The sequence below is a fragment of the Microcoleus sp. C2D2 genome (assembly GCF_036702495.1).
Taxonomy (GTDB): Bacteria; Cyanobacteriota; Cyanobacteriia; order Cyanobacteriales; family Microcoleaceae; genus Microcoleus.
Map to the genome: position 1 here is coordinate 1 of NZ_JAUBTO010000032.1, position 19,390 is coordinate 19,390.

General features: G+C 44.7%; 20 protein-coding genes. 9 read left to right on the forward strand and 11 right to left on the reverse strand.

Annotated elements, in window-relative coordinates:
- From QUB61_RS12975 to QUB61_RS12985, 3 genes are all read left to right on the forward strand, one after another.
- Window positions 1–216 (forward strand): zinc ribbon domain-containing protein (locus QUB61_RS12975; RefSeq protein ID WP_333189982.1); only part of this gene is annotated, 216 nt, incomplete at its 5' end.
- 306 nt (window positions 217–522) lie between these two features.
- On the forward strand, window positions 523–1,161 hold the full coding sequence (locus QUB61_RS12980; protein WP_333129027.1) for a bifunctional 4-hydroxy-2-oxoglutarate aldolase/2-dehydro-3-deoxy-phosphogluconate aldolase: 639 nt from the start codon (window positions 523–525) through the stop codon (window positions 1,159–1,161).
- 59 nt (window positions 1,162–1,220) lie between these two features.
- The gene (locus QUB61_RS12985; protein ID WP_333129025.1) at window positions 1,221–1,742 is read left to right on the forward strand and encodes a L,D-transpeptidase; all 522 of its coding nucleotides are present in this window, start codon (window positions 1,221–1,223) and stop codon (window positions 1,740–1,742) included.
- Window positions 1,743–1,895: 153 nt separating this feature from the next.
- Here the strand turns inward: QUB61_RS12985 and QUB61_RS12990 are convergent, their stop codons facing one another.
- The 5 genes from QUB61_RS12990 to QUB61_RS13010 all read right to left on the reverse strand — a co-directional run bounded on the left by QUB61_RS12990 (window position 1,896) and on the right by QUB61_RS13010 (window position 7,041).
- On the reverse strand, window positions 1,896–2,264 hold the full coding sequence (locus tag QUB61_RS12990) for a DUF1963 domain-containing protein (RefSeq protein WP_333129023.1): 369 nt from the start codon (window positions 2,262–2,264) through the stop codon (window positions 1,896–1,898).
- Window positions 2,265–2,423: 159 nt separating this feature from the next.
- Complete coding sequence (locus tag QUB61_RS12995; protein WP_333129020.1) at window positions 2,424–3,080, reverse strand: SnoaL-like polyketide cyclase; 657 nt, start codon at window positions 3,078–3,080, stop codon at window positions 2,424–2,426.
- A gap of 405 nt (window positions 3,081–3,485) precedes the next feature.
- Window positions 3,486–5,075 (reverse strand): Hsp70 family protein, encoded by a 1,590-nt coding sequence (locus QUB61_RS13000; protein ID WP_333129018.1) that lies wholly within the window; start codon window positions 5,073–5,075, stop codon window positions 3,486–3,488.
- Between the two features lie 29 nt (window positions 5,076–5,104).
- On the reverse strand, window positions 5,105–5,929 hold the full coding sequence (locus QUB61_RS13005; RefSeq protein WP_333129016.1) for a hypothetical protein: 825 nt from the start codon (window positions 5,927–5,929) through the stop codon (window positions 5,105–5,107).
- On the reverse strand, window positions 5,920–7,041 hold the full coding sequence (locus tag QUB61_RS13010) for an AAA family ATPase (RefSeq protein WP_333129013.1): 1,122 nt from the start codon (window positions 7,039–7,041) through the stop codon (window positions 5,920–5,922). Before QUB61_RS13010 ends, QUB61_RS13005 begins: the two co-directional genes overlap by 10 nt.
- A gap of 804 nt (window positions 7,042–7,845) precedes the next feature.
- Between QUB61_RS13010 and QUB61_RS13015 the strand changes: the two genes are divergently transcribed.
- Window positions 7,846–8,535: a CPBP family intramembrane glutamic endopeptidase gene (locus QUB61_RS13015; RefSeq protein WP_333129011.1), complete on the forward strand. Its 690-nt coding sequence runs from the start codon at window positions 7,846–7,848 to the stop codon at window positions 8,533–8,535.
- Here the strand turns inward: QUB61_RS13015 and QUB61_RS13020 are convergent.
- Together QUB61_RS13020 and QUB61_RS13025 are read right to left on the reverse strand one after the other, a co-directional pair.
- Window positions 8,528–8,692 (reverse strand): ATP-binding protein, encoded by a 165-nt coding sequence (locus tag QUB61_RS13020; protein ID WP_333129009.1) that lies wholly within the window; start codon window positions 8,690–8,692, stop codon window positions 8,528–8,530. The two genes, QUB61_RS13015 and QUB61_RS13020, sit on opposite strands and share 8 nt — an antisense overlap.
- 114 nt (window positions 8,693–8,806) lie before the next feature.
- Window positions 8,807–9,232, reverse strand: coding sequence for a peptidoglycan-binding domain-containing protein (locus tag QUB61_RS13025; protein WP_333129007.1), 426 nt, complete (start codon window positions 9,230–9,232; stop codon window positions 8,807–8,809).
- A gap of 745 nt (window positions 9,233–9,977) precedes the next feature.
- Between QUB61_RS13025 and QUB61_RS13030 the strand changes: the two genes are divergently transcribed.
- The 5 genes from QUB61_RS13030 to QUB61_RS13050 all read left to right on the forward strand — a co-directional run bounded on the left by QUB61_RS13030 (window position 9,978) and on the right by QUB61_RS13050 (window position 16,042).
- The gene (locus QUB61_RS13030; protein WP_333129004.1) at window positions 9,978–11,141 is read left to right on the forward strand and encodes a glycosyltransferase family 4 protein; all 1,164 of its coding nucleotides are present in this window, start codon (window positions 9,978–9,980) and stop codon (window positions 11,139–11,141) included.
- A gap of 456 nt (window positions 11,142–11,597) precedes the next feature.
- Complete coding sequence (locus QUB61_RS39875; protein ID WP_445300236.1) at window positions 11,598–12,617, forward strand: glycosyltransferase family 4 protein; 1,020 nt, start codon at window positions 11,598–11,600, stop codon at window positions 12,615–12,617.
- A 203-nt stretch (window positions 12,618–12,820) separates the two neighbouring features.
- A complete protein-coding gene (locus QUB61_RS13040) occupies window positions 12,821–14,191 on the forward strand; it encodes an O-antigen ligase domain-containing protein (protein ID WP_333128999.1) in 1,371 nt (456 codons plus the stop codon).
- A gap of 439 nt (window positions 14,192–14,630) precedes the next feature.
- Complete coding sequence (locus QUB61_RS13045) at window positions 14,631–15,428, forward strand: WecB/TagA/CpsF family glycosyltransferase (protein WP_333128997.1); 798 nt, start codon at window positions 14,631–14,633, stop codon at window positions 15,426–15,428.
- Window positions 15,429–15,598: 170 nt separating this feature from the next.
- On the forward strand, window positions 15,599–16,042 hold the full coding sequence (locus QUB61_RS13050) for a DUF4079 domain-containing protein (RefSeq protein WP_333128994.1): 444 nt from the start codon (window positions 15,599–15,601) through the stop codon (window positions 16,040–16,042).
- Window positions 16,043–16,190: 148 nt separating this feature from the next.
- Here the strand turns inward: QUB61_RS13050 and QUB61_RS13055 are convergent, their stop codons facing one another.
- The 4 genes from QUB61_RS13055 to QUB61_RS13070 form a co-directional block, all read right to left on the reverse strand.
- Window positions 16,191–17,081, reverse strand: a complete 891-nt coding sequence (locus tag QUB61_RS13055; RefSeq protein WP_333128992.1) for an alpha/beta hydrolase — start codon at window positions 17,079–17,081, stop codon at window positions 16,191–16,193.
- A gap of 927 nt (window positions 17,082–18,008) precedes the next feature.
- The gene (locus QUB61_RS13060; RefSeq protein ID WP_333128990.1) at window positions 18,009–18,242 is read right to left on the reverse strand and encodes a hypothetical protein; all 234 of its coding nucleotides are present in this window, start codon (window positions 18,240–18,242) and stop codon (window positions 18,009–18,011) included.
- Window positions 18,209–18,415, reverse strand: a complete 207-nt coding sequence (locus QUB61_RS13065) for a flavodoxin domain-containing protein (protein WP_333189989.1) — start codon at window positions 18,413–18,415, stop codon at window positions 18,209–18,211. Before QUB61_RS13065 ends, QUB61_RS13060 begins: the two co-directional genes overlap by 34 nt.
- A gap of 135 nt (window positions 18,416–18,550) precedes the next feature.
- On the reverse strand, window positions 18,551–18,874 hold the full coding sequence (locus QUB61_RS13070; RefSeq protein WP_333128988.1) for a cupin domain-containing protein: 324 nt from the start codon (window positions 18,872–18,874) through the stop codon (window positions 18,551–18,553).
- Between the last annotated feature and the right edge of the window lie 516 nt (window positions 18,875–19,390).

Sequence of the window (19,390 nt, forward strand, 5' to 3'; positions counted from 1 at the left end):
TGCTCAAATTGTGGCGCTAAAGTGCAAAAGTCTTTGAGTACCCGTACCCATTCTTGTCCACATTGCGGTCACGTCGAGCAACGCGATGTCAATGCAGCCAAGGTAATTTTAAGTCGTGCAAACGCTAGGGGAGGGCATCCCCAAAGTAACGCTAGCGGAGTTGTAGCCTCTACCTCTGTTGGTCGTAAGACCTGCAAAGGCAAGCAACGACTGTGAAACTAGAATCCCCGCACCTTCAGGTCGGGGAGTGTCAATAAAGTTGTTGCTCATTACAACGGGTAGAGCGAGGTTGTGCAAATGGCGGTAATATGGATGGCACAACCGAGCGATGCTGAGGCTTTACTTACTCTAGCTAGCGAGTCAAACGCAGTCCACTCGCCTGTGGTGTAAAGAAAATAACGCAATTTTAACCGCCCCCTTAAAAACCCACCTCCGTGGGTTTTGTTTGTATAGACGCGGTTTCAACCGCTCGGTATTCCGATATGAACTGTATTGAATTATCTGGGGACAAAATCAGTTAGCATGAATCATCAATCTTGGTTGACACTACTAAAAAAACACCGGGCGATCGCAGTCATCCGTTCATCAGAAAAGGAACTTGCTTGGCAGATGGCATCATCGGTAGCAGCAGGCGGAATCCAGTTTATTGAAATTACTTGGAACACCCACAAAGCCGCTGAATTAATTGCCCAACTCCGCTCGGAATTTCCTACTTTTAGTATTGGCACCGGCACTTTATTAAACTTAGAACAGTTGCAGCAAGCAATAGACTGCGGCGCTCAATTTCTGTTTGCTCCGCACACCGATGTAGCTATGATTAAAACAGCAGTTGACGCCGGAGTGCCGATCGTCCCCGGTGCTTTTTCTCCCACGGAAATTGTGACCGCCTGGCAAGCAGGCGCTACCTGCGTTAAAGTCTTTCCGATATCGGCTTTGGGAGGCGCCGCCTACCTGAAAAGCCTGCAAGGCCCCCTGGGACACATTCCTTTAATTCCCACTGGCGGGGTGACGCTGGAAAATGCCAAAGTATTTATTGACGCCGGGGCGATCGCCGTTGGTTTAGCCGGAGACTTATTTCCTAAACACTTAGTCGAACATCGAGATTGGCGGGCGATCGTCCAAATTGCCCGGAATCTCGCCCAAAACTTAACAACTTGTTAAGCCCTGTTTCCAATCTCGAATCTAAAATCTAAAATTTAAAATAGTACCAGGTGTCAGGAATGAACAGCATTATGGAATCAACTTACTTTCGCCGCGCTGGAACTTTCTGTGTCGGCTGCGCCCTCACTTTTGCTGCATTCTGCGGCGGTTCAATTCCTGCAATCGCCAGCCAACAGCACAACATAATTGCCAATAAAATTATGCAGTTGCAGCAATCTAGCCAGCGCTGGATTGAAATTGATTTATCAAGACAAAGGTTAATAGCTTGGGAAGGAAATACAGCAGTTTACGCGGTGGTTATTTCCAGCGGCAAATCATCGACTCCCACCCGCACGGGAACCTTTGCCGTTCAAACCAAACACCGCGTTACTAGAATGACTGGGGATGACTACGACGTGCCCGACGTTCCCTATACAATGTATTACGACGGCGGCAATGCAATTCACGGCGCTTACTGGCACAATTTGTTTGGCAATGCAGTTACTCACGGCTGCACAAATGTAGCTGTCAATCACGCTAAATGGCTATTTGAATGGGCTTCGGTGGGCACACCCGTGGTGGTGCACAAATCTCAGGTTTAGGGCATGGGGCATGGGGAATTGGGCGGAGCGAAGCGGAGGGATGGGGCTTGGGCATAGTCGAACGCTATTCAATCTGTTAGAACCCCGACTTCTTAAAGAAGTTGGGGTTCTGGGTATTATGTTTTTTTACGTGATCTTACTTAACTGCTGCTTTCAAGCGCAAGCCCAATTGTACCAAACATCAGTAAAGTCTAAGTTGATAAGTTTTGATTGAGAAATAAAAAAGTTACATATGCCGTCGTCTCTCCACAGAATATGTACGGCATCCTCAACAGAGGAATCCATTTGAAATAAAAGAATATTTTGCTCTGTGTCACTATCAGGGTTATTACCCCATCTTGCGTCGCCTTGTATAAAATCGGGATAACCGCCTATTTTATGACCGAAGAAACGCGATATCTGTAAATACTGTTTCATGATGCGATCGTTATTGCTCAAAAATTCATACAAATCTTCTCCTAAACGTTGACTAAATTGGTAGTCATCAGTAGCAATCGGTGCATATTTTTTAGTAAATTGCAAGCTGTAATATCAAATCCGCTTACATCGGAATCATACAGTAGCGAAAGCGATAGTCTCGCTCGCTTTCGCTACTTATAGCGAGCGAGACGCTTGCACCGCAACTCGAACAATTATGTATGATTCCGATTCCAGCGGAAACGATATGACCTCTTCCTTTGATTAATGACTCACGGGACATCCTCCTCTCGTTAAGTTTGTTAAGAAATTATTGGTGTCAAAGAAATGTTCTACAGACTCAATCTTTAAATCCTCTGTGACTTTAGCAATGCTAAGACCAATAACTTCAATAGTTTCTCCTGTCCCTTGATGATCTTTGTAAGCTCCCCTAAAAACACCCCAGTGTCTCCACTTAAACACAACGCTAGGAGGCCCTGCAACGACTTCGACTAATTCCCAGTGAAAACCATCGGGAAAAGCTGTGTGAAAGAGGTTGTAGGAGGATTGAAAGCTTTCATCAGAGGCGCGGTAGTAGTCTGAGTTTTCTAGAAAGAGATTATAGGTTCCCTGATCTACAACTTCTTGGGCTGTGTATTCTTTTCCTCCATTAGTGCTCATACGGAATTTATCCGTAACTACAGAGATCCATTGTTGGGGATTGGTTTTGAAGGATGCTTCCATTTCAAATGTTCTCACCAGGTTATAGGCGATCGCATTCAAAGACCCTTCGGCATGGTTGTGTTTCCTTTCCTTTGCCATGAAAGCATTAGTGCGAGAATAGTCTGGACGATTCCCGTCCCGCCATTCTACTCCATCATCCTGCTTCAGAACTTCTTCTCTATCTTGCACCCATAGGGGTAAACCGGGAGCTGTACTCATACGTGTTAATCTCCTAGGATTTGGGTTAATGAAAATCTTGATACTACAATGAAAGACTGACGGTTCTGATTCAAGAGTATTTTAAATAAAAGTCTATGCCAAAAGTGGTAGCCGTGTCAATCCCCTACGCAGCCATAAACCTAAATATCTGCATAGGTTGTCGTCTCCAATATACATCTCCAAAAACTAACTAATTCCTAGGAAGAGCCGGGGAACAGATGTCCAGAGGAAGAGCCTGGCTTTCTGAGCCGGAAAATTCGAGGCTCTTCCTCCGGATCTGCGTTCCCCGGCTCTTCCTGGAAGTAAACCAGTAATTTCTTAGTCCCCCTCTGGTCGGACGAAAGTTTGACTCTATGCAGCGATTTCAAGCTCCGAATTATCAACCAAATTATCTAAAGTCTATCCTTAACTTAGCTGCACCACTGGTTTATCCTCTAACAAAGTTTCATTAGTCAACAAATCTTCAACAGTAATGCGCAAAAAGCGCTGTTCGTCAACGCGGAACAAAACTTTTATGCGATCGCTCCCCGGATACCCAGGCGGCCTCAATTGAGCGATGCTGCGTGCTCCGTCTTTGTCATTTAGTGGCTGTACCGATCTTTGACCCGCGAGTTGGCGAGTAATTAGCCTGTCGCCGTCAAAATATATCTCCGTGCCGCCAGTTTCCGCTCCCAATTCGCCGACAATTAATTCTATACTCGGCTGATTTTCTAAAGAAGCCCCCAAGACTAATTCTACCGGTTCGCTCATCGGATAAGACTGCCCGGATTTAATTAAACTGTGCCAACTGTGGCAATTTTCGCGGCGGTTCCAGTAGCGAATGCCGTAACTGTGATAGAGAAAATCTTTGATTTCTAGCCCTTGACTCAGTTGCAGAGCACCTTGGGCGATCGCCTCAAAGGGTTTGTCGCAGCGAATTTTTGCCTGCTCGAAATATTGCTGCACCCAACGCCCGACGGCGGGAATTTGGACAGTACCGCCAACTAGCAAAACTGCATCGATGTCGCCAATTTCTAAGCCTTGGCGCCGCCCTTGCTGCAATACTTGATTCATGCACTCGTCGAGGTTGTCAAAAAACTGATGTTCGGCGAGAATAGATTCAAAGCGAGAGCGATCTAATTCTAATTCGTAACTCTCAAAATTTTCGTCATCAAAATAAACCTCAACCGCCTGATTCACCAAAGACAACTGAATCTTTAACCGTTCTGCTAATCTCGTTGTTATCGGAGATTTTGCCAGCCCTTTTGTTTTGAAAAAATAGTCAACCAGCCAATTATCAATATCAGAACCGCCCAAATTTTGACCGGCTTTAGCCAAAACCCGCGCAACTTTTGTTTTTTGCCCTGAAGATTCAGCTAATAACTTTTCGCCCCACTTGAGAATAAAACCGAGGGGCTTTTTGTCGGAGGAAGCGTCCAAACGCACTACAGAAAGATCGAGAGTGCCGCCGCCGAAATCAATGACTAACAGAATTTCGCGATCGGCCAAACCGTAACCCAAAGCAGCCGCCGTAGGTTCGTCCAACATCCGCACCTGTTCTACTTGCAGAGATTGAGACACTTTCCCCAACCAATGGCGGTAAGCTTCAAAACTATCTACCGGCACAGTAAAAATCAAAGAATCGATCGGCAAAGGCAGTTCGCGAATTGAGTTCACAATTTGGCTCAAATACCACTCACCTACTCGTTCAAAAGTAATAAGTTGCCCGTCAAGTTCCGGCACAAAACCCTGAACTGAAGTGCCAATTCCCCGCTTAAAATTACGGAAAAACCGAGAATCTCCACTCAAATCCAGACCTCTGTCGCGGACTTGCTGACCGAGTAAGACTTTACTTTGAGCAGCGTCCTCAACGTAGAGTAAACTGGGAATTAGGGGCGGATTTTGAGCCGAGATTGCCGACACTCCCGGTAATTTCAAAGTTTCGGGCTGCTGGAGGACTTGATTCCAGCGAGCGACGACGGTGTTGCTAGTTCCAAAATCAATTGCGATCGTCATGTTTTCCGTTTTCAGGAGTTACTGTTTAATTAATTATCAAAGTTTGTGATTGATTCTCTAAGTTTCTGCCATTCTGGCATCCATGTCCAGACATCCTCTGATAATTCTATCCGTTGGAACACTCTTTCTAGGAACTCATTGATAGGGTCTTTCGGGTTAAATCCAAATTCCTGTAAATCATTCTTCATCACATACAGCAAATCTTTGCCTGCAAAGAAAGTCAAACAATTCTGAAACCGAGAGCCGCCGGGACAGTACAAAGGAAGTAAATTTTCAAACTTATCCACAACATTTTGTTCTTCAACAATCCTATCTCCTTTATCTTTTCTGACTATTTCTCTTATTTTATCTCGACATTGGTCTTTTCCCAGCTTCGATCGTTGAGGGAAGCGGTGCGTCTTGTCAACAGAGTCTCCCCAAGAGTTTTGAAAGCGGTAGCATGACAGAGCTGTTCTAGCTGCTGTATAGGCTGAAATAGTTTGTGCTGATTTTTGGAGTGCTAATTTGTAATCATCCATTGGCGGTGCTTTGCGACCTAGAGCGCGGCCGACAACTACGGGATCTATCAGGTAATTTTCTATTTCCTTCCTTTCCCAAAACCAGCCTATCTGCACGTTGTTTTGATCAAACCATTTTATCGGCTCGTTAGCAATACTAAAATCGCGACTATCAAAATCGCGATCGCGCAATCCAGCCAACTTAGGATTAATGGCGCGATCGCTAATAATTTTATCCTCCAAACCGTATTTGCTACCAATAGGTTTAATTAGACAAATACCTGGAACTAGCTGTTGGAGCAGTCGTATATCAAAACTCTTAGAATTCCCCTCACAGTACAGAACATTTAAAGACACAGCACTCCCCCAGGCAAACGGTAAGTTTCTGCTTCACCAATGATATCATTGACTGCTTCTGAATGAGTAGTCAATATCAACTGGCACGTAGGAGCAATTTTCGGAAGCTGACTTACTAAAAATTGCGCTATCGGTGGATGAAGATTCAGGTCAACCTCGTCAATCAGCACAATTGAGTACGCAACTTGTTGCCGGACAAACTCATACAAAATTGGGAAAACAGCTTGTTCTCCTGCTGACATTTCCACTATATCGTAAGTACGATTTCTGTATTTTAGCAAGAAGTAGACATCATCTTCCGTAGGTGAATCAATCCGGGGAATTTTTTCTAAACCCCAAAAAGAGCGATCGGGAAAAATTCTTGTATAAAGATTTTCCAATTGCGTTAAGTAATCTGTTTGATAAGTTTTGCCCGACTCCTGTCTTTGTCTCCATTCAATTAGATATTGACGCAGGCGACCTACACCCATTTCAAAGGAAACTCGACCTCCACCAAATGCTCCATCTCCAAATGGACGCGACCCAAATCCACTTCCTTCTAGATAGAGATTTGAGCCAAGATTTCGGAACTGATCGAACCAGAAGATGCCGGGAAGTTTGGAAAATAGAGAGCGAACAGATGGATCGGTTCTGAGCAATTTTTGGGCATAGTAGCGACCTTGAAATTGTGCTCTTTCTTCGGGTTTGGTTCCTGCCTTCCAGTATTCACCATTTAATATGAGTTGAACAGAAGTGCTATCACCAGCTTCAACAAATGGACGTTCGGAGCGAAATTCTGCTGGTTGTGCTGCGTACCACCTTTCTGCTACCTCGCGTGTTGCTTCAATTTCTTCGCGCTCAAACGAAACGTCTAATTGAATATGTGGAGTTCCCCATTTCGAGTAGCGAGCTGGTAGAAATCCCAGCCAATCAAATTCGGATACGTTCGGAATTTGTCTGGTTGCTAATGCTAGCGGCAGAGCGATTGCTTGTAGCAGCGTTGTTTTCCCCGTGCCGTTATCACCAAGTATCAGAAAGCGGTTTGTAACTTCATCGAGGGTTTGGTTCTTGAAAGAAACTTCAAGATTGTCAAATAGCTTAAAATTTTGAATAGAAATAGACTCTACTTTCATAGGATGCCGTCCGCAATTAAGTGGGTTGAAATTTAACTAACTATCGACAGATATCGCTTGCGGTAGAAGTTCCGTACAGTTGTAGCGGGACTGGGAATTAGTTGTGGATTTTACCCGAAGATGAGCAGCAATCCCGGTAATTTCAAAGTTTCTGGCTGCGGTCGGACTTGATTCCAGCGAGCGACGACGGTGTTGCTAGTTCCAAAATCAATTGCGATCGTCATTCAGCCAAAATACACAGCTACTAGGGATTAAATTATAATATGGTATTTGGAGCCGCAAATACCAACATAATATCATGACTCAATCCACTTTCTTTGAAACCGAGAACAAAGAGCCTGTACAGGGAATTACGGAAATTGCAGTATGCGGCTACAAGTCTATTTACGAAGAGTGCCAGATTGAAGTGCTCGCTGACAATTCTAGCCGGTGCCAACAGTCCAAATAGCAGAAAAACCCCTTGATTGGCTGCAAAATGGTGCTGAACCTGAAATAGAACGATCGCTCGGATTTCAGAAAGCACACAACAGAGTAGATTTAGAGTAATTCCGGGTTAGTACGATCGTCCGTGCGATCGCCATTTTACCAATTTTTCGTTGCCACAAAGGCGCGCCACTTTAATAAGCGGCACAAAACTCATACCCTTTTAGATTTTAGATTAAAGAATTGGGAATGACTGACTGCATAAGGGTTTGGATCGCGGGCCTACAGTTGCATTGTTTCTTGAAAGTAGTATATAACCTGTCCGCCGCCGCCAAACTTTTACCTTTGAGATCAATCCAATTTTCAAATGAAGCGTGAAAAATGCTGGACATGGGCGATCGCAAAACAGCACTATTGGCTCTAACACTGCTTGTCCCTGCAGCTAGTATTGGAATAATAGCAGGCTTGTATATTGCCCCGGGAAGCTGGGGACAAACACTGTCAGTATTGTGTCAAGTTTGGTTGCTGGTTTTTCCGATCGCCTGGTCTGTTTTTGTCGATCGCAAAAAGCTGCGTTTATCCCTGCCCAAGCGCCAAGAATTGCTGGCTGGAGCGATTTGGGGAATATTCATGTTTGGGATGATTCTAGGTATCTATCAGCTTTTCGGCCAGCACTGGATCGATCCTGTAGTTGCTCAACAAAAATCGCACCAATTAGGTATTAGCAGCCCTAATATTTACTTAATTGTTGAAGCATATTTTGTGCTAGTCAACTCATTAATCGAAGAATTTACTTGGCGGTGGTTTGTCTGCAACAAGTGCCAGATTCTCATACCCGGAACCAAAGCAATATTTCTGAGTTCGCTATTTTTCACCCTCCACCACATTCTTGTAATAGCAGCTTACAGCGACTGGCAGGCTGTGCTCTTAGGCTCCTTAGCTGTCTTCGCTGCCGGGATAATTTGGTCGCAGTCTTATCTGACTTACCGTTCGCTTTGGTCGAGTTATATCAGCCACGCGATCGCAGATTTAGCCCTAGCAACTATTGGTTGGCAAATCCTCTTTAACTAGCTGCTTTTTCAGCGGCTATCGCCGGGAATTCTCCCGTAAAAATTGACCCTTTTCCCAACTCGCTCTCCCGACTAATATCTCCCCCCATCATCCGACAAAATTTCTGGGCGATTGCCCGTCCCAAACCCGTACCGCCGTACCTGCGAGTAGTAGACACGTCCGCTTTTGCCGGCTAATAAGGTTTTGACTGGCGGATATTTGCTGAGGTTTATTAGTTGCTTTCCAGCCAGTAACTTTGGGTCGCGATGAGCGATTAATTGAGCTTTTTTGTCTACCCAAAAAGCGAAGCAGATTTTCCAGATGCGGACTTTTTCGAGCGAGCGATGTCGCTTAATAATATACTTCTAATAGCTATTCCTTGAATTTTTCCCATTGGCTCCGCAGATTTATCAGTTGAATTTAATTGATGTGTTTGAGGAAATTGTTGTTTAAAATTAGTTCCTAGTCCGAGAAGCTGCTTGGTTGTCAAATCGACGCTGCCACGCGCCGACAAGCGTGAATATTTTTTTTGAAATTGAGCAACGGCGTCGGCGTTTCCGTAAATTCCCGTAATTTCGTTTTTGTAATAGCCGAGTTGTTTTAGTTGCTGCTGTAATTCGCTGACTGAATTTCCTCGCTCGCCCAAACTTAAACTAGCAAATTCCCGAATGGGTTTTGAGAAAATAACTGGGGGTTTTCCAGTTAAGCGAGATATCAAAGCTTCGCGGGTAATTTCAGTGCCAGCAACTGCATTTTTAAACCAATAGCGATCGCTGCGGTTGATGCGATCGGGCGGCGTGCCGCGGCAGCGGGCGACAACGTACCCTTCTAAATTGTAAGCTTCTGCAAGGTATATGTGGCTGTAGCTGCGGTTGATGCTTTCCTAGCAGCGACAACTGTCAGGACAGTTACCAAAAAATCACAACCGCCGATCGGTGTTTAGATTTGTTGGAGCGATCGGGAAATAAACATTCTCAAAGTAAGAATTTCCTCTTTAATGCAATATAAAATTTTGCCAAAGGCGATGTCAATCTACTGAATATTGTTACCAATTATACTTTTGTCCACAGTAAAGGTTGGTTGCTTTTCGGTTGGCTGTACATCCCTGTCTGTATGATAGGCAACTGCTTTTAGGTAAAAGAGGAAGTGTTGTCTAGCTTGGTTTTGACCTCGAAAAAAGCTGCTTTTTGATGATGTATCTGTCTTCGGGATGAAGTTTCGCTCCTGAAAACTATTTCTATAGGAAGAGCTTGGCGATCGCATCAATCGTTATTATCCATTCAATGACAGCGAATTTGCTGCAGATCGATACTCGGGTGTGGCGAACAGTCGCTAGGTTGGATTCTATGTACACACCAGGAAAGCGGTAATTAATATTACCCACCCCTCTTTCCTTTCGGGATCTAACCTCAGCGCTGGTAGCAGCGCCGTAAGCGAGTCGGAATATTCAGCGGGACTTAAAAATGAAAATCACCTTTGTTCTTCCTACTCTGTCTCTGACTGGTGGAATACGAGTATTATGTATTTTCGCAGAACGTTTGAGAAAGCTAGGACACTCCGTGTTCGTCATCTCTCTACCCCACCCCCAACCGAGTATGCGCCAGCAAGTCAAGTCGCTGCTGCGGGGACGGGGTTGGATTTCCCCACCTGAAAACGAACCCTCATTTTTCGATAACTTAGGTGTAGAACACAAAATTACCGATCGCTACCGCCCGGTAGAGGACAAAGATGTACCTGACGCTGACGTAGTAGTTGCCACCTGGTGGGAAACCCCCGAGTGGGTAGCCAAACTCTCTCCTAGCAAAGGAGCAAAAGCTTATTTTTTCCAGGGCCACGAAGTTTTTGACTATCTACCTCAAGGTAGAGTAGAAGCAACCTGGATGCTGCCCATGCACAAAATTACGCTCTCTGAGTGGTTAGTTAACCTAGCTCGGGAAAAATACGGCGATAGCAAAGTTTCCTTAGCTCCTCCTACCGCGGACACCAAGCAATTTTACGCCTGTCCTCGCAACAAACAATCGGTTCCTACAGTTGGAATAATGTACTCGAAAATCTACTCGAAAGGAACCGACATCGCCCTCAAAGCTTTTTCCCTAGCTGCTGCAAAGATCCCCAACCTGCGTCTGGTTGCCTTCGGTACAGAGGTCCCATCCTCGGAATTGCCCCTACCGGCTAATACCGAGTATGTAATTCAACCCCACCAAGACAAAATCAAAGACTGTTACAGCAAATGCGATGCCTGGCTGCTGGCGAGCCGCTCAGAAGGCGATTGCTTGCCAATTATTGAAGCGATGGCGTGCCGCACTCCCGTCCTCAGTACCCCAGCAGGCGCTGCTCCTGAAATTTTGAGCGGCGGTAGTGGCATACTTGTAAGACCAGAAGATCCCGAAGAAATGGCAAAAGCCATAGAGTCTATCTGTCAGTTGCCAAATTCCAAGTGGCAAGCCCTGTCCGAAGCCGCCTATGCCAAAGTGAACAATTATACTTGGGAAGATGCCACGGCTTATTTTGAAGCTGCATTGAAAGTTGCTGTAGACAAATCTAAACAGCGCGACGTTAATATAGTTTCCTTTTCTCGCTACTATGACCCAGCAGCGGCAAACCAACAAATTGGGGTTGGATGCTAACGGCCGCCATTTCAAATTCTGCGCTAGCCGCTCGCTCAGGCGCGGGATTCTCAGGAGAAAGTCAATATCGTTTGGTGCGGTGATTCTGCCAAAACTAAAATCGCCCCTCTCCTGTTTTCTACCCAGGAGTCTCGAAGAGAATTCTGACCCCACCGACTAGCCAATAGTGGTTATAAAGCGATCGATCGAGCGATCGTCGGCCAAAATCTGAAAGCCAGTGCCACGGAGGTTTTCAGGATCGCACCCTTAGAGGTTAAACTTGTCTAGCCCTCAAACATCTCCCGATTGGTAATTGGGAAAAGTCCATGACGACAAAGTACGATCGGCTCGACTATCGAGTTACGAGCCTCCAGCATTCGCCCGTACCCTGCACGCAAGCAAAAAAAAGGCTCCTAAGTGCAAACTTGCTGTTATGGAGAAGTTTTATAAACCAGTCTCTATCTTCCGCATCTATTCATGAAAATTACTTTTGTCCTTCCTACCCTTAGTCTTACAGGTGGCATGAGGGTGTTATCTATCTACACAGAACTTCTCCAAAAGCGAGGACACAAAATATTTATCGTCTCTACGCCCCCGCGGCAACCGACTTTGATCCAACAATTGCGATCGCTCCTCAGAGGTAGGGGTTGGCAGTCCGCTCCAAAGAAAGAACAGTCTCACTTTGACAAGGTGGATGTCGAAAGCCGAGTTCTCGAAACCTATCGTCCCATTACCGACAAAGACATACCTGATGCCGATATTATCATGGCTACTTGGTGGGAAACTGCCGAGTGGGTGGCAAAACTCTCTCCGGGCAAAGGAACGAAAGTATATTTTCTCCAACACTACGAGGCTTTTGACTGCGTACCAAAAGGTCGAGTAGAGTCAACTTGGTGGCTGCCGATGCACAAAATCCCTGTCGCCTTGTTGCCCGCCGACATAGCTCGGAATCAATACGGCGATTTGTCTGTATCTCTCGTCCCTCCCACCGCGGACACCAAACAGTTTTACGACCCCCAGTCGCGAGCTCCGCAGCCGCGAGGCAAGCAATTAGTTCCCACAGTCGGGAGCTACTATACTACAACTCCTGGGAAAGGCTGCGATATTGCCCTGAAAGCTTTCTCTCTAGCTGCTGACAAAATTCCCAACCTTCGTTTAGTTGCCTTTGGTTCCGGCAATACTCCTCATCCCAATTTGCTGCCGGATGGCACTGAGTATAATAAGGCACCTACTCAATACCAACTAAAAGAATTTTACAGCAAATGCGATGCTTGGCTGTTTTTCAGCAGAGCCGAAGGCTTTGGCTTGCCAATTATCGAAGCGATGGCTTGGGCTTGCCAATTATCGGCACTCCTGCTGGTGGGAATCCCGAACTACTTGCTGGCGTGGGTGGCCGAATGGTCAAGCCAAAAGACCCAGAGGATATGGCAAAACCGATCGAGCAGATTTGTCAGTTGTCTGATGCCGAATGGCGGGCAATGTCCAAGACTGCTTTAAAGAAGGTGATAAATTATACTTGGGAGGAGGCACTAATCTCTTCGAGGCCCAACTGTACGCTGCTGTGGAACGTCAGGCACAATTAACGAACAAGGCGTAAAATTGAGGTTGATTTAAAAGATTGGGGTGGGGCGATCTTTTAAGCGAGAATTTTTCTCGGGCAAATTGAGTTGTCTTTCTACAATTTTACTGGAAAAAAAACTATGGTTGCATTAATCCCCGTTGCTCTGTTCGGCTTTATTCCAATCGTTTTTTACCTGTTTGTGAGGTTTCCGCCTCAGCGGGCGGTAATTATAAGTTTTCTTTTAGCGTGGCTGTTTTTGCCGCAAGCTACTTATCCCATCCCCATATTGCCACCGTTTAGCAAAATCTCGTCAGTTTGCTACTCCATTTTGCTGGCTACTCTTGTCTACGATATGGCGCGCTTCACCTATTTTAAGCCCGGTTGGCTGGACGTGCCAATGCTAATTTGGTGTTTGTGTCCAATTGTTACACAAGTTAGTAATGGCGGCAGCCCAATTTCTCCGACTTTCAACCAAATCATTAGTTGGGGTCTGCCTTATTTGGTAGGACGCTTGTATGTAGGTAGTTTAGACGGGCTGCGACAATTGGCGATCGGGATTTTGGCAGGTGGGTTGGCCTACATTCCTTTTATTTTAATTGAATCGGCTAAGGGCCCAATTCTGCACCAAATGGTTTACGGCGTCAGTGCCTTTGAGAACTGGAGTCAAGCATTGCGTGCGGGGGGGTGGAGACCGGTAGTATTTATGCAGCACGGTTTGATGGTGGGCGTGTGGATGATGACAGCCACCTTAATCGCAGTTTGGTTCTGGCAAACTGGGACGCTCAAAAAGTTTCAGGGTCGCAACATCAAGACTTTAGCAATTATATTAATAATCATTTTTGTCCTGTGCCGTTCTACTGGCGCCTACAGTTTATTTGTATTCGCGTTGATCGTATTATTCTCTGCCAAGTGGTTTCGCACTTCTTTGCCGCTGCTATTCATAATTGGATATATAGTGTTTTATCTGTACATAGCTGCAGCGGGTCAATTCTCGAGTAAAGAGGTGATGGGGGTCATCACTCCAATATTTGGCGAAGAGCGAGCCAGCTCTCTGAAGTATAGATTTGACATGGAAGAGATACTGGGGGAAAAAGCGCGGCAAAAATTTCTTTTAGGCTGGGGGGATTCCGGCGGAAACCGCGTATACAACCAGGAAGGTCGAGATATCTCGGTCACCGACAGCTTATGGATTATTGCATTTGGCACCTACGGTACAGTCGGTTTAGTTAGTTTATTTTCTTCTTTGTTACTTCCTGTTATCGCCTTTTCCGTGTTCAAGTATCCCGCCAGAACCTGGTCTAATCCCAAAGTAGCGCCCGCGGCCGCCCTGGGAGTAGCCTTAACTATGTACGTGTTTGACTGTGTTTTGAACGCTATGACTAACCCGATTTTTGCGCTGATTGCTGGAGGAATATCCAGTCTGGTCTTAAAAGCTCCAGAAAGTCTTAAAACCAAGAAAACCAGTTCGCCACCAAGAAGACAGTCGCTGGTTCACCAAAAATCATCCTGATTTTCAGTCAGCCGATCGCGGCTTCGCTCAAAGCTTGAAAATATATTGGCTTCGCTGGATAAAACAACTAAAAAATCTACCATTTTTGCATTAAATCAAGTTCGGAAGTTGGCATATATCTGTCAATCGACTCAAATTAATGTGAAAAATAATTTTTGACAACATTAATTGGTAATGCTTCAACTATTACCAGGGAGGGATTTTTTATTAAAACTGTGTGGCGATTTGTCAACCCAAATGGGCTTGCTACACTTTTGGCTAAAACGAGCTGATCGTTTTAGCCAACCTTTAAAAATCCTGACTGGACAGGTATGGTGTACCAGGATATACTTAGAAAGGTATATTCACTTAAACGCCCAAGCAGAGAAAACACGAGGCTGTATTGTGGGTTATAATAGTTTGAGTTGTAGTTTACAATAAACCAGGAAGGGAGTAATACATGAAAACAGTTAATTTATTGAATGTCTCGATAGATAACTTGTCAATAACAGAGTTGTTTGAAAAACTCGACTGCGAAGGCGGTGTCGTATTTACGCCAAATGTAGACCACTTGATTAAGTTGCAGTATGACCGCGACTTCTATGAAGCTTACAATAAATCTAATTATAGAGTCTGTGACAGTCAAATATTGATGTATGCCTCACGATTTTTGGGTACTCCTATCAAAGAAAAGATTTCAGGTTCGGACTTGTTTCCTGCATTTTATATGTATCACAAAGATAACGATAAAATCAAAATATTTTTGCTAGGAGCTGCTGAAGGTATTGCTAGGAAAGCCCAGGAAAAAATTAACCAAAAAGTTGGTAGAGAAATAGTGGTTGGAGCACATTCTCCTTCTTTTGGCTTTGAAAACAATGAGGAAGAGTGTGAAAAAATAATTGACGCGATCAATAAATCAGGAGCTACAGTTCTGGCCATAGGGGCGGGCTCCCCCAAGCAAGAGAAGTGGCTGGTTGAATACAAGAGCAAATTAACACACGTCAAAATTTTCTTAGGAATAGGTGCAACCATTGATTTTGAAGCTGGTTGCAAAGTAAGATGTCCCAAATGGATGAGCGAAGTCGGCATAGAATGGGCGTACCGACTGTTAAATGAACCGAGAAGGTTGTGGAAAAGATATTTGATAGAAGGTCTGCCTTTTTTCCGATTAATCTTAGAACAAAAATTAGGGCTTTATAAGATGCCTTTCGCCAGCAAACCCCGACCGATCCTAAAAACTAGAGCGACCAATCTCTAGCGTAAATTAAGCTGACTATGAGAGAAAGTGCGTTTGACTTCAAGGTAAGGCTGATGCAACCTGTGGATAGTCCGATCGCACTCGATCTCAAAATTATTCATTTTTGCTTTCCAGTCCAGGTAAAATCGGAAAGAACCTTTTGTGGAAATTCCTAATTAGGAATGCAACCGATGAATCTACCTTCTTTCTTGTGGTTGTGGAAAATAGCGGCTTGGTCAATGGGTGTTTCCCTGTTAGCTTACCTCTTGCTAGCCGTTACTGGAACGTGGATGTTTGGCGCCCGCAGTACCAAACAACCGCGCCCAAAATGGCTGCGTCCTTTCCATGTGGCGACTGGTGCGGGGATGGCGACTTTGGTAATTTTACTGCTGGGAATTGGTGTAGTCGGTACGCTGGGATACTACGGCAATTTGGGTCACTCGGCTCATTTACCGGCGGGGTTAGCTGTTGTTGCTTTGGTGTTGGTTTCTGTTGGAAGCGGGCTGCAAATTGGCCCTAAACATCCTTGGGCGCGTCCCCTCCACATCGGCACTAATTTAGCTTTGTTTGGGGGATTTGTGACTGTCTTGCTCACGGGATGGACTATTGTACAAAAGTATTTGCCGAAAGTTTAAAAATTATGTATTAGGTTTAGTTTGACGCGCGAATTATAGGGGTAAGGTGCTCCCGGCGCACCCTACATAATTAGGTTTAGTTTGACCCTCGAATTATAGGGGTAAGGTACTCCGTGCGCATCCTATATAATTAGGTTCAGAAGCAGTATTATATATTAGCTGTGAAACCTAAAATATGTTGAGCGGTAATCTGCGGCTTTTCTAAGTGGGGAACGTGCCCGCAATCGGGGATCCAAATTAGTTGGGAATTGGGTATCGCCCTTGCAAACTTTTCCGCATCCGCCGTCCCCAAAATCCGGTCTTGTTTTCCCCACAAAATCAGCGTCTGTTGCTGAATTTGCGACAAATTTTCCCCAAATCCTCCGTAACCGCCGCTTTTTGTAAACGCAATTAAAGCTTGATTCCAGTTGGGCATTTCCAGGTGCAAAGCGGCGCAAATTTGAGCATCGCTGGAGGCTAGTTTTCCATCGAAATAAGCATTGACGCTAATTCGCTGGCGAATTTTGGGATTGCGTAAAAATGAAGTTGCCAGATATCCTAAAGGAGGAATTAAAAATTTTCCCTTATTAGAACTGATGGCAAAACCTGCGCTATCTATTAACACTAATTGTTTCACAGCTTCGGGATAATTGAGAGTGAAATCAATTGCTGCTGCACCTCCCATTGATGCGCCAACTAAGATTACAGGCTGCGAAATTAGCGTTTTCCAAAAATAGTAAAGGTGACTTTCAATTGCCCTCGCGCTGAATGGCAAACCTGCGGATCTTTCTGTAAACCCAAAACCCAACAAATCAACCGCCCAAGTTTCATTTTCGGCGGCCAGCAGTGGCAATAGGCGGCGGAATTCAAACACGGAACTGTCGAAGCCGTGAATTAGCAAAATCGGCGTGTTTCCGCTGCCTTGGCGCACGTAGGTTGTGACAATGGGTTCAGAATTTAGGGGAGTTGTAATTGCCTCCTGTTGAATGCTTTGGGCTAAGGCAATTGAGGTAGATTCTGTGAGTTGTGCTATCGATTTTGGCAGAAAACTTGCTGACATAATTCTTGATAAATTGTTAATCCGTAGGGGCGTGCCCCTGTGCTCGCCCTAACATTTAAGTATATATGCTTGCTCGATCGCTATTTTAGGAGTTGGGACGAGGGATCCCTTAAAATTCGATCGATACTTAGTATCCCTCTGCCCAGGCTAAGGCTGAGTTTGTTAACTCGATGTTAAAATATTTTATAATTGTTGCCAATAATTCATTTTTAATCTACTCTTACCTTCCTCTGCGTCAAGAGCGCCTCTGCGGTTAATTCCAAAAAATTAATTGACAAATCCCATAAAATTAGCATACCATTTACTCACACATCTGAATATATGTTAAATATTTTTTACAATTATTCTCAAATCTCAAAAAGATACTAGGGACAGGGGGAACTGGGCCAAAACTGTAGAAGCAGGTCTGCAAAACTTGCCCGGAACTACCGAAATTAATCTAGTATTTGCCACAGAAAGTTTCGGTAGAAATTGAACAAGGAATAGCAATCGCGACCTAAAATTAAAAATTAAAATTTGCTTGGCTGCTGTGTACAGATAGCCAAAAATTTAGTATTTTTTCGCCGAATTGTTCGGGAGAGAAGTGGTGAAAGAAATGCCTACAGTTTTGACATTCCCCAAGCCGCGATCCTTTTTTAAGAAATTTCGACCAGCGGCGCATCACAATAAGAAATACAAAAAAATACGTTTTTCTGCTGCATATCAACAAAGGTACTTCTCCACATTCATCGCGGGAATTACTCATCCTAAATAAAGAGTGAGGATAAGGAGAACAGGCTAAGTCATGCTCAAAATATGATATAAATCTTTGATTTATATAGCGGTTCTCAAAAAAGTGAGGTATGCCCTATGCCCTATGCCCACGGAGGCCTATGCCCTATGCCCATGAGTACCTCATATGAGAGCTCGAAAGGCTATACTTTGATTTTACAATTCCAGCATATCGCCAACCATTTGATTCAAAACTTGTTCGCGAGTCCAGGGAAAAGCTGAAAGATGCGTATAGTAATTTGTTTGCCAATTAATAGCAGATGGCAAACTGGCAGCTAAAAGTCCCAAAGAACTTACTTTGTGAGGATAGTGGCCCGCATACATTAAACCAGCTAATCCGCTGGTACTGTAGGCAATCAAACACTGTCTGCAGTATTGATAATCAGACATTCGTATTCGGCAAAATCATCATTTTCAACGCTGCCTATCTCGTGCAAGGTGACGATATCGCCGCCAAATTCATCCCGAATCCTTTCAGCTACAGACTCAGTTTTCCCAGTTGCTGTTCCGTAGAAAAGAACAATTGCTTTTGACCTTTTTACTCCGAAGATGAAACTTGACAGTGTTTGAGATTTATTCTTTTTGAGTCAGGATTTGGCATTTCCTGCCTGCAATTGAGACAAAAACAGTAGACACGGTTGTGGCAAACCTGATAAATTAGGGAGTCAAGGCAGCAAGGACACTGTTTTTTCATGGGGTTAAAGTTGAAAATTCATCAACCAAGCTGATTCGCTCATATCGGGGTCGGCTTCGCAGTCAATTAGTAACAGATTCAGGGTCGTTTGTACTTTTAGACTGCGCGGGATGCCGGCGGGTACAAACACAAATACTCCCGGTTTTAAAGTGACTGTTCGCGAGCACACCGTGAGAGTTCCCACTCCTTCTAAGACGGCGAGGGTTACATCTTTGGAGTTATCGAGGTCAGGTATTTCAGAATTTTTACCCAAACTCATCAGTTTTTGGCTTTCGGCGGGTTGTCCGTCGCTGATTCGGGCTGACGCGGAAACTATTGCTGCTGTCACGGTGATTGACCTCCAGGTACTATTAACTTCGGGGAGTTATTGCAATTAATATTCAATAAGCTACCTGCCATTAAGATAAATTGTCAAGAGTTAAAGATTAAGATTTGTTACCAGAAGCTGTCTAGCTACGTTTTATCTCAGCGCCAGCAGCCCGAGATTGAGACGGCGCGGTAGTTGTGGGCGCTCAAAGTGCGAAGCGCAAGGGCGTCGCTTTAAAAATATTTGCTAATAATTTGCAATTAGTTCGGAAAATTACGTTTCTAGTGCGATCGCAAATATACAGTCTTGGACCCACGGGTGGTCATCACCTTGGTTTTTTCACAGCAATACTTTCGTTGCGTCCACAGAAACGGTAAAAAATTAAGGTCATGAGGCTCGATCCAGGACTGATCTACTAGCAATTCTCAATTCCCACCAATACAGCATTAGACACAGCCTTACGGTGTCTGATGCCGAATAGCTGTATTGCACTCAATAGAGTATAGAGTAAGGCGCTTGCTAGCTGCACTTTACAAA

Bases quoted from the DNA above. Each gene is read 5' to 3' on its own strand.
- QUB61_RS13010 (WP_333129013.1), bottom strand. From the start codon at position 7,041: ATGAAAGTAGAGTCTATTTCTATTCAAAATTTTAAGCTATTTGACAAT.
- QUB61_RS13050 (WP_333128994.1), top strand. From the start codon at position 15,599: ATGAATCTACCTTCTTTCTTGTGGTTGTGGAAAATAGCGGCTTGGTCA.
- QUB61_RS12980 (WP_333129027.1), top strand. From the start codon at position 523: ATGAATCATCAATCTTGGTTGACACTACTAAAAAAACACCGGGCGATC.
- QUB61_RS13045 (WP_333128997.1), top strand. From the start codon at position 14,631: ATGAAAACAGTTAATTTATTGAATGTCTCGATAGATAACTTGTCAATA.
- QUB61_RS12995 (WP_333129020.1), bottom strand. From the start codon at position 3,080: ATGAGTACAGCTCCCGGTTTACCCCTATGGGTGCAAGATAGAGAAGAA.
- QUB61_RS13040 (WP_333128999.1), top strand. From the start codon at position 12,821: ATGGTTGCATTAATCCCCGTTGCTCTGTTCGGCTTTATTCCAATCGTT.
- QUB61_RS13015 (WP_333129011.1), top strand. From the start codon at position 7,846: ATGCTGGACATGGGCGATCGCAAAACAGCACTATTGGCTCTAACACTG.
- QUB61_RS12985 (WP_333129025.1), top strand. From the start codon at position 1,221: ATGAACAGCATTATGGAATCAACTTACTTTCGCCGCGCTGGAACTTTC.
- QUB61_RS13060 (WP_333128990.1), bottom strand. From the start codon at position 18,242: ATGTCTGATTATCAATACTGCAGACAGTGTTTGATTGCCTACAGTACC.
- QUB61_RS13000 (WP_333129018.1), bottom strand. From the start codon at position 5,075: ATGACGATCGCAATTGATTTTGGAACTAGCAACACCGTCGTCGCTCGC.
- QUB61_RS13055 (WP_333128992.1), bottom strand. From the start codon at position 17,081: ATGTCAGCAAGTTTTCTGCCAAAATCGATAGCACAACTCACAGAATCT.
- QUB61_RS39875 (WP_445300236.1), top strand. From the start codon at position 11,598: ATGAAAATTACTTTTGTCCTTCCTACCCTTAGTCTTACAGGTGGCATG.
- QUB61_RS13030 (WP_333129004.1), top strand. From the start codon at position 9,978: ATGAAAATCACCTTTGTTCTTCCTACTCTGTCTCTGACTGGTGGAATA.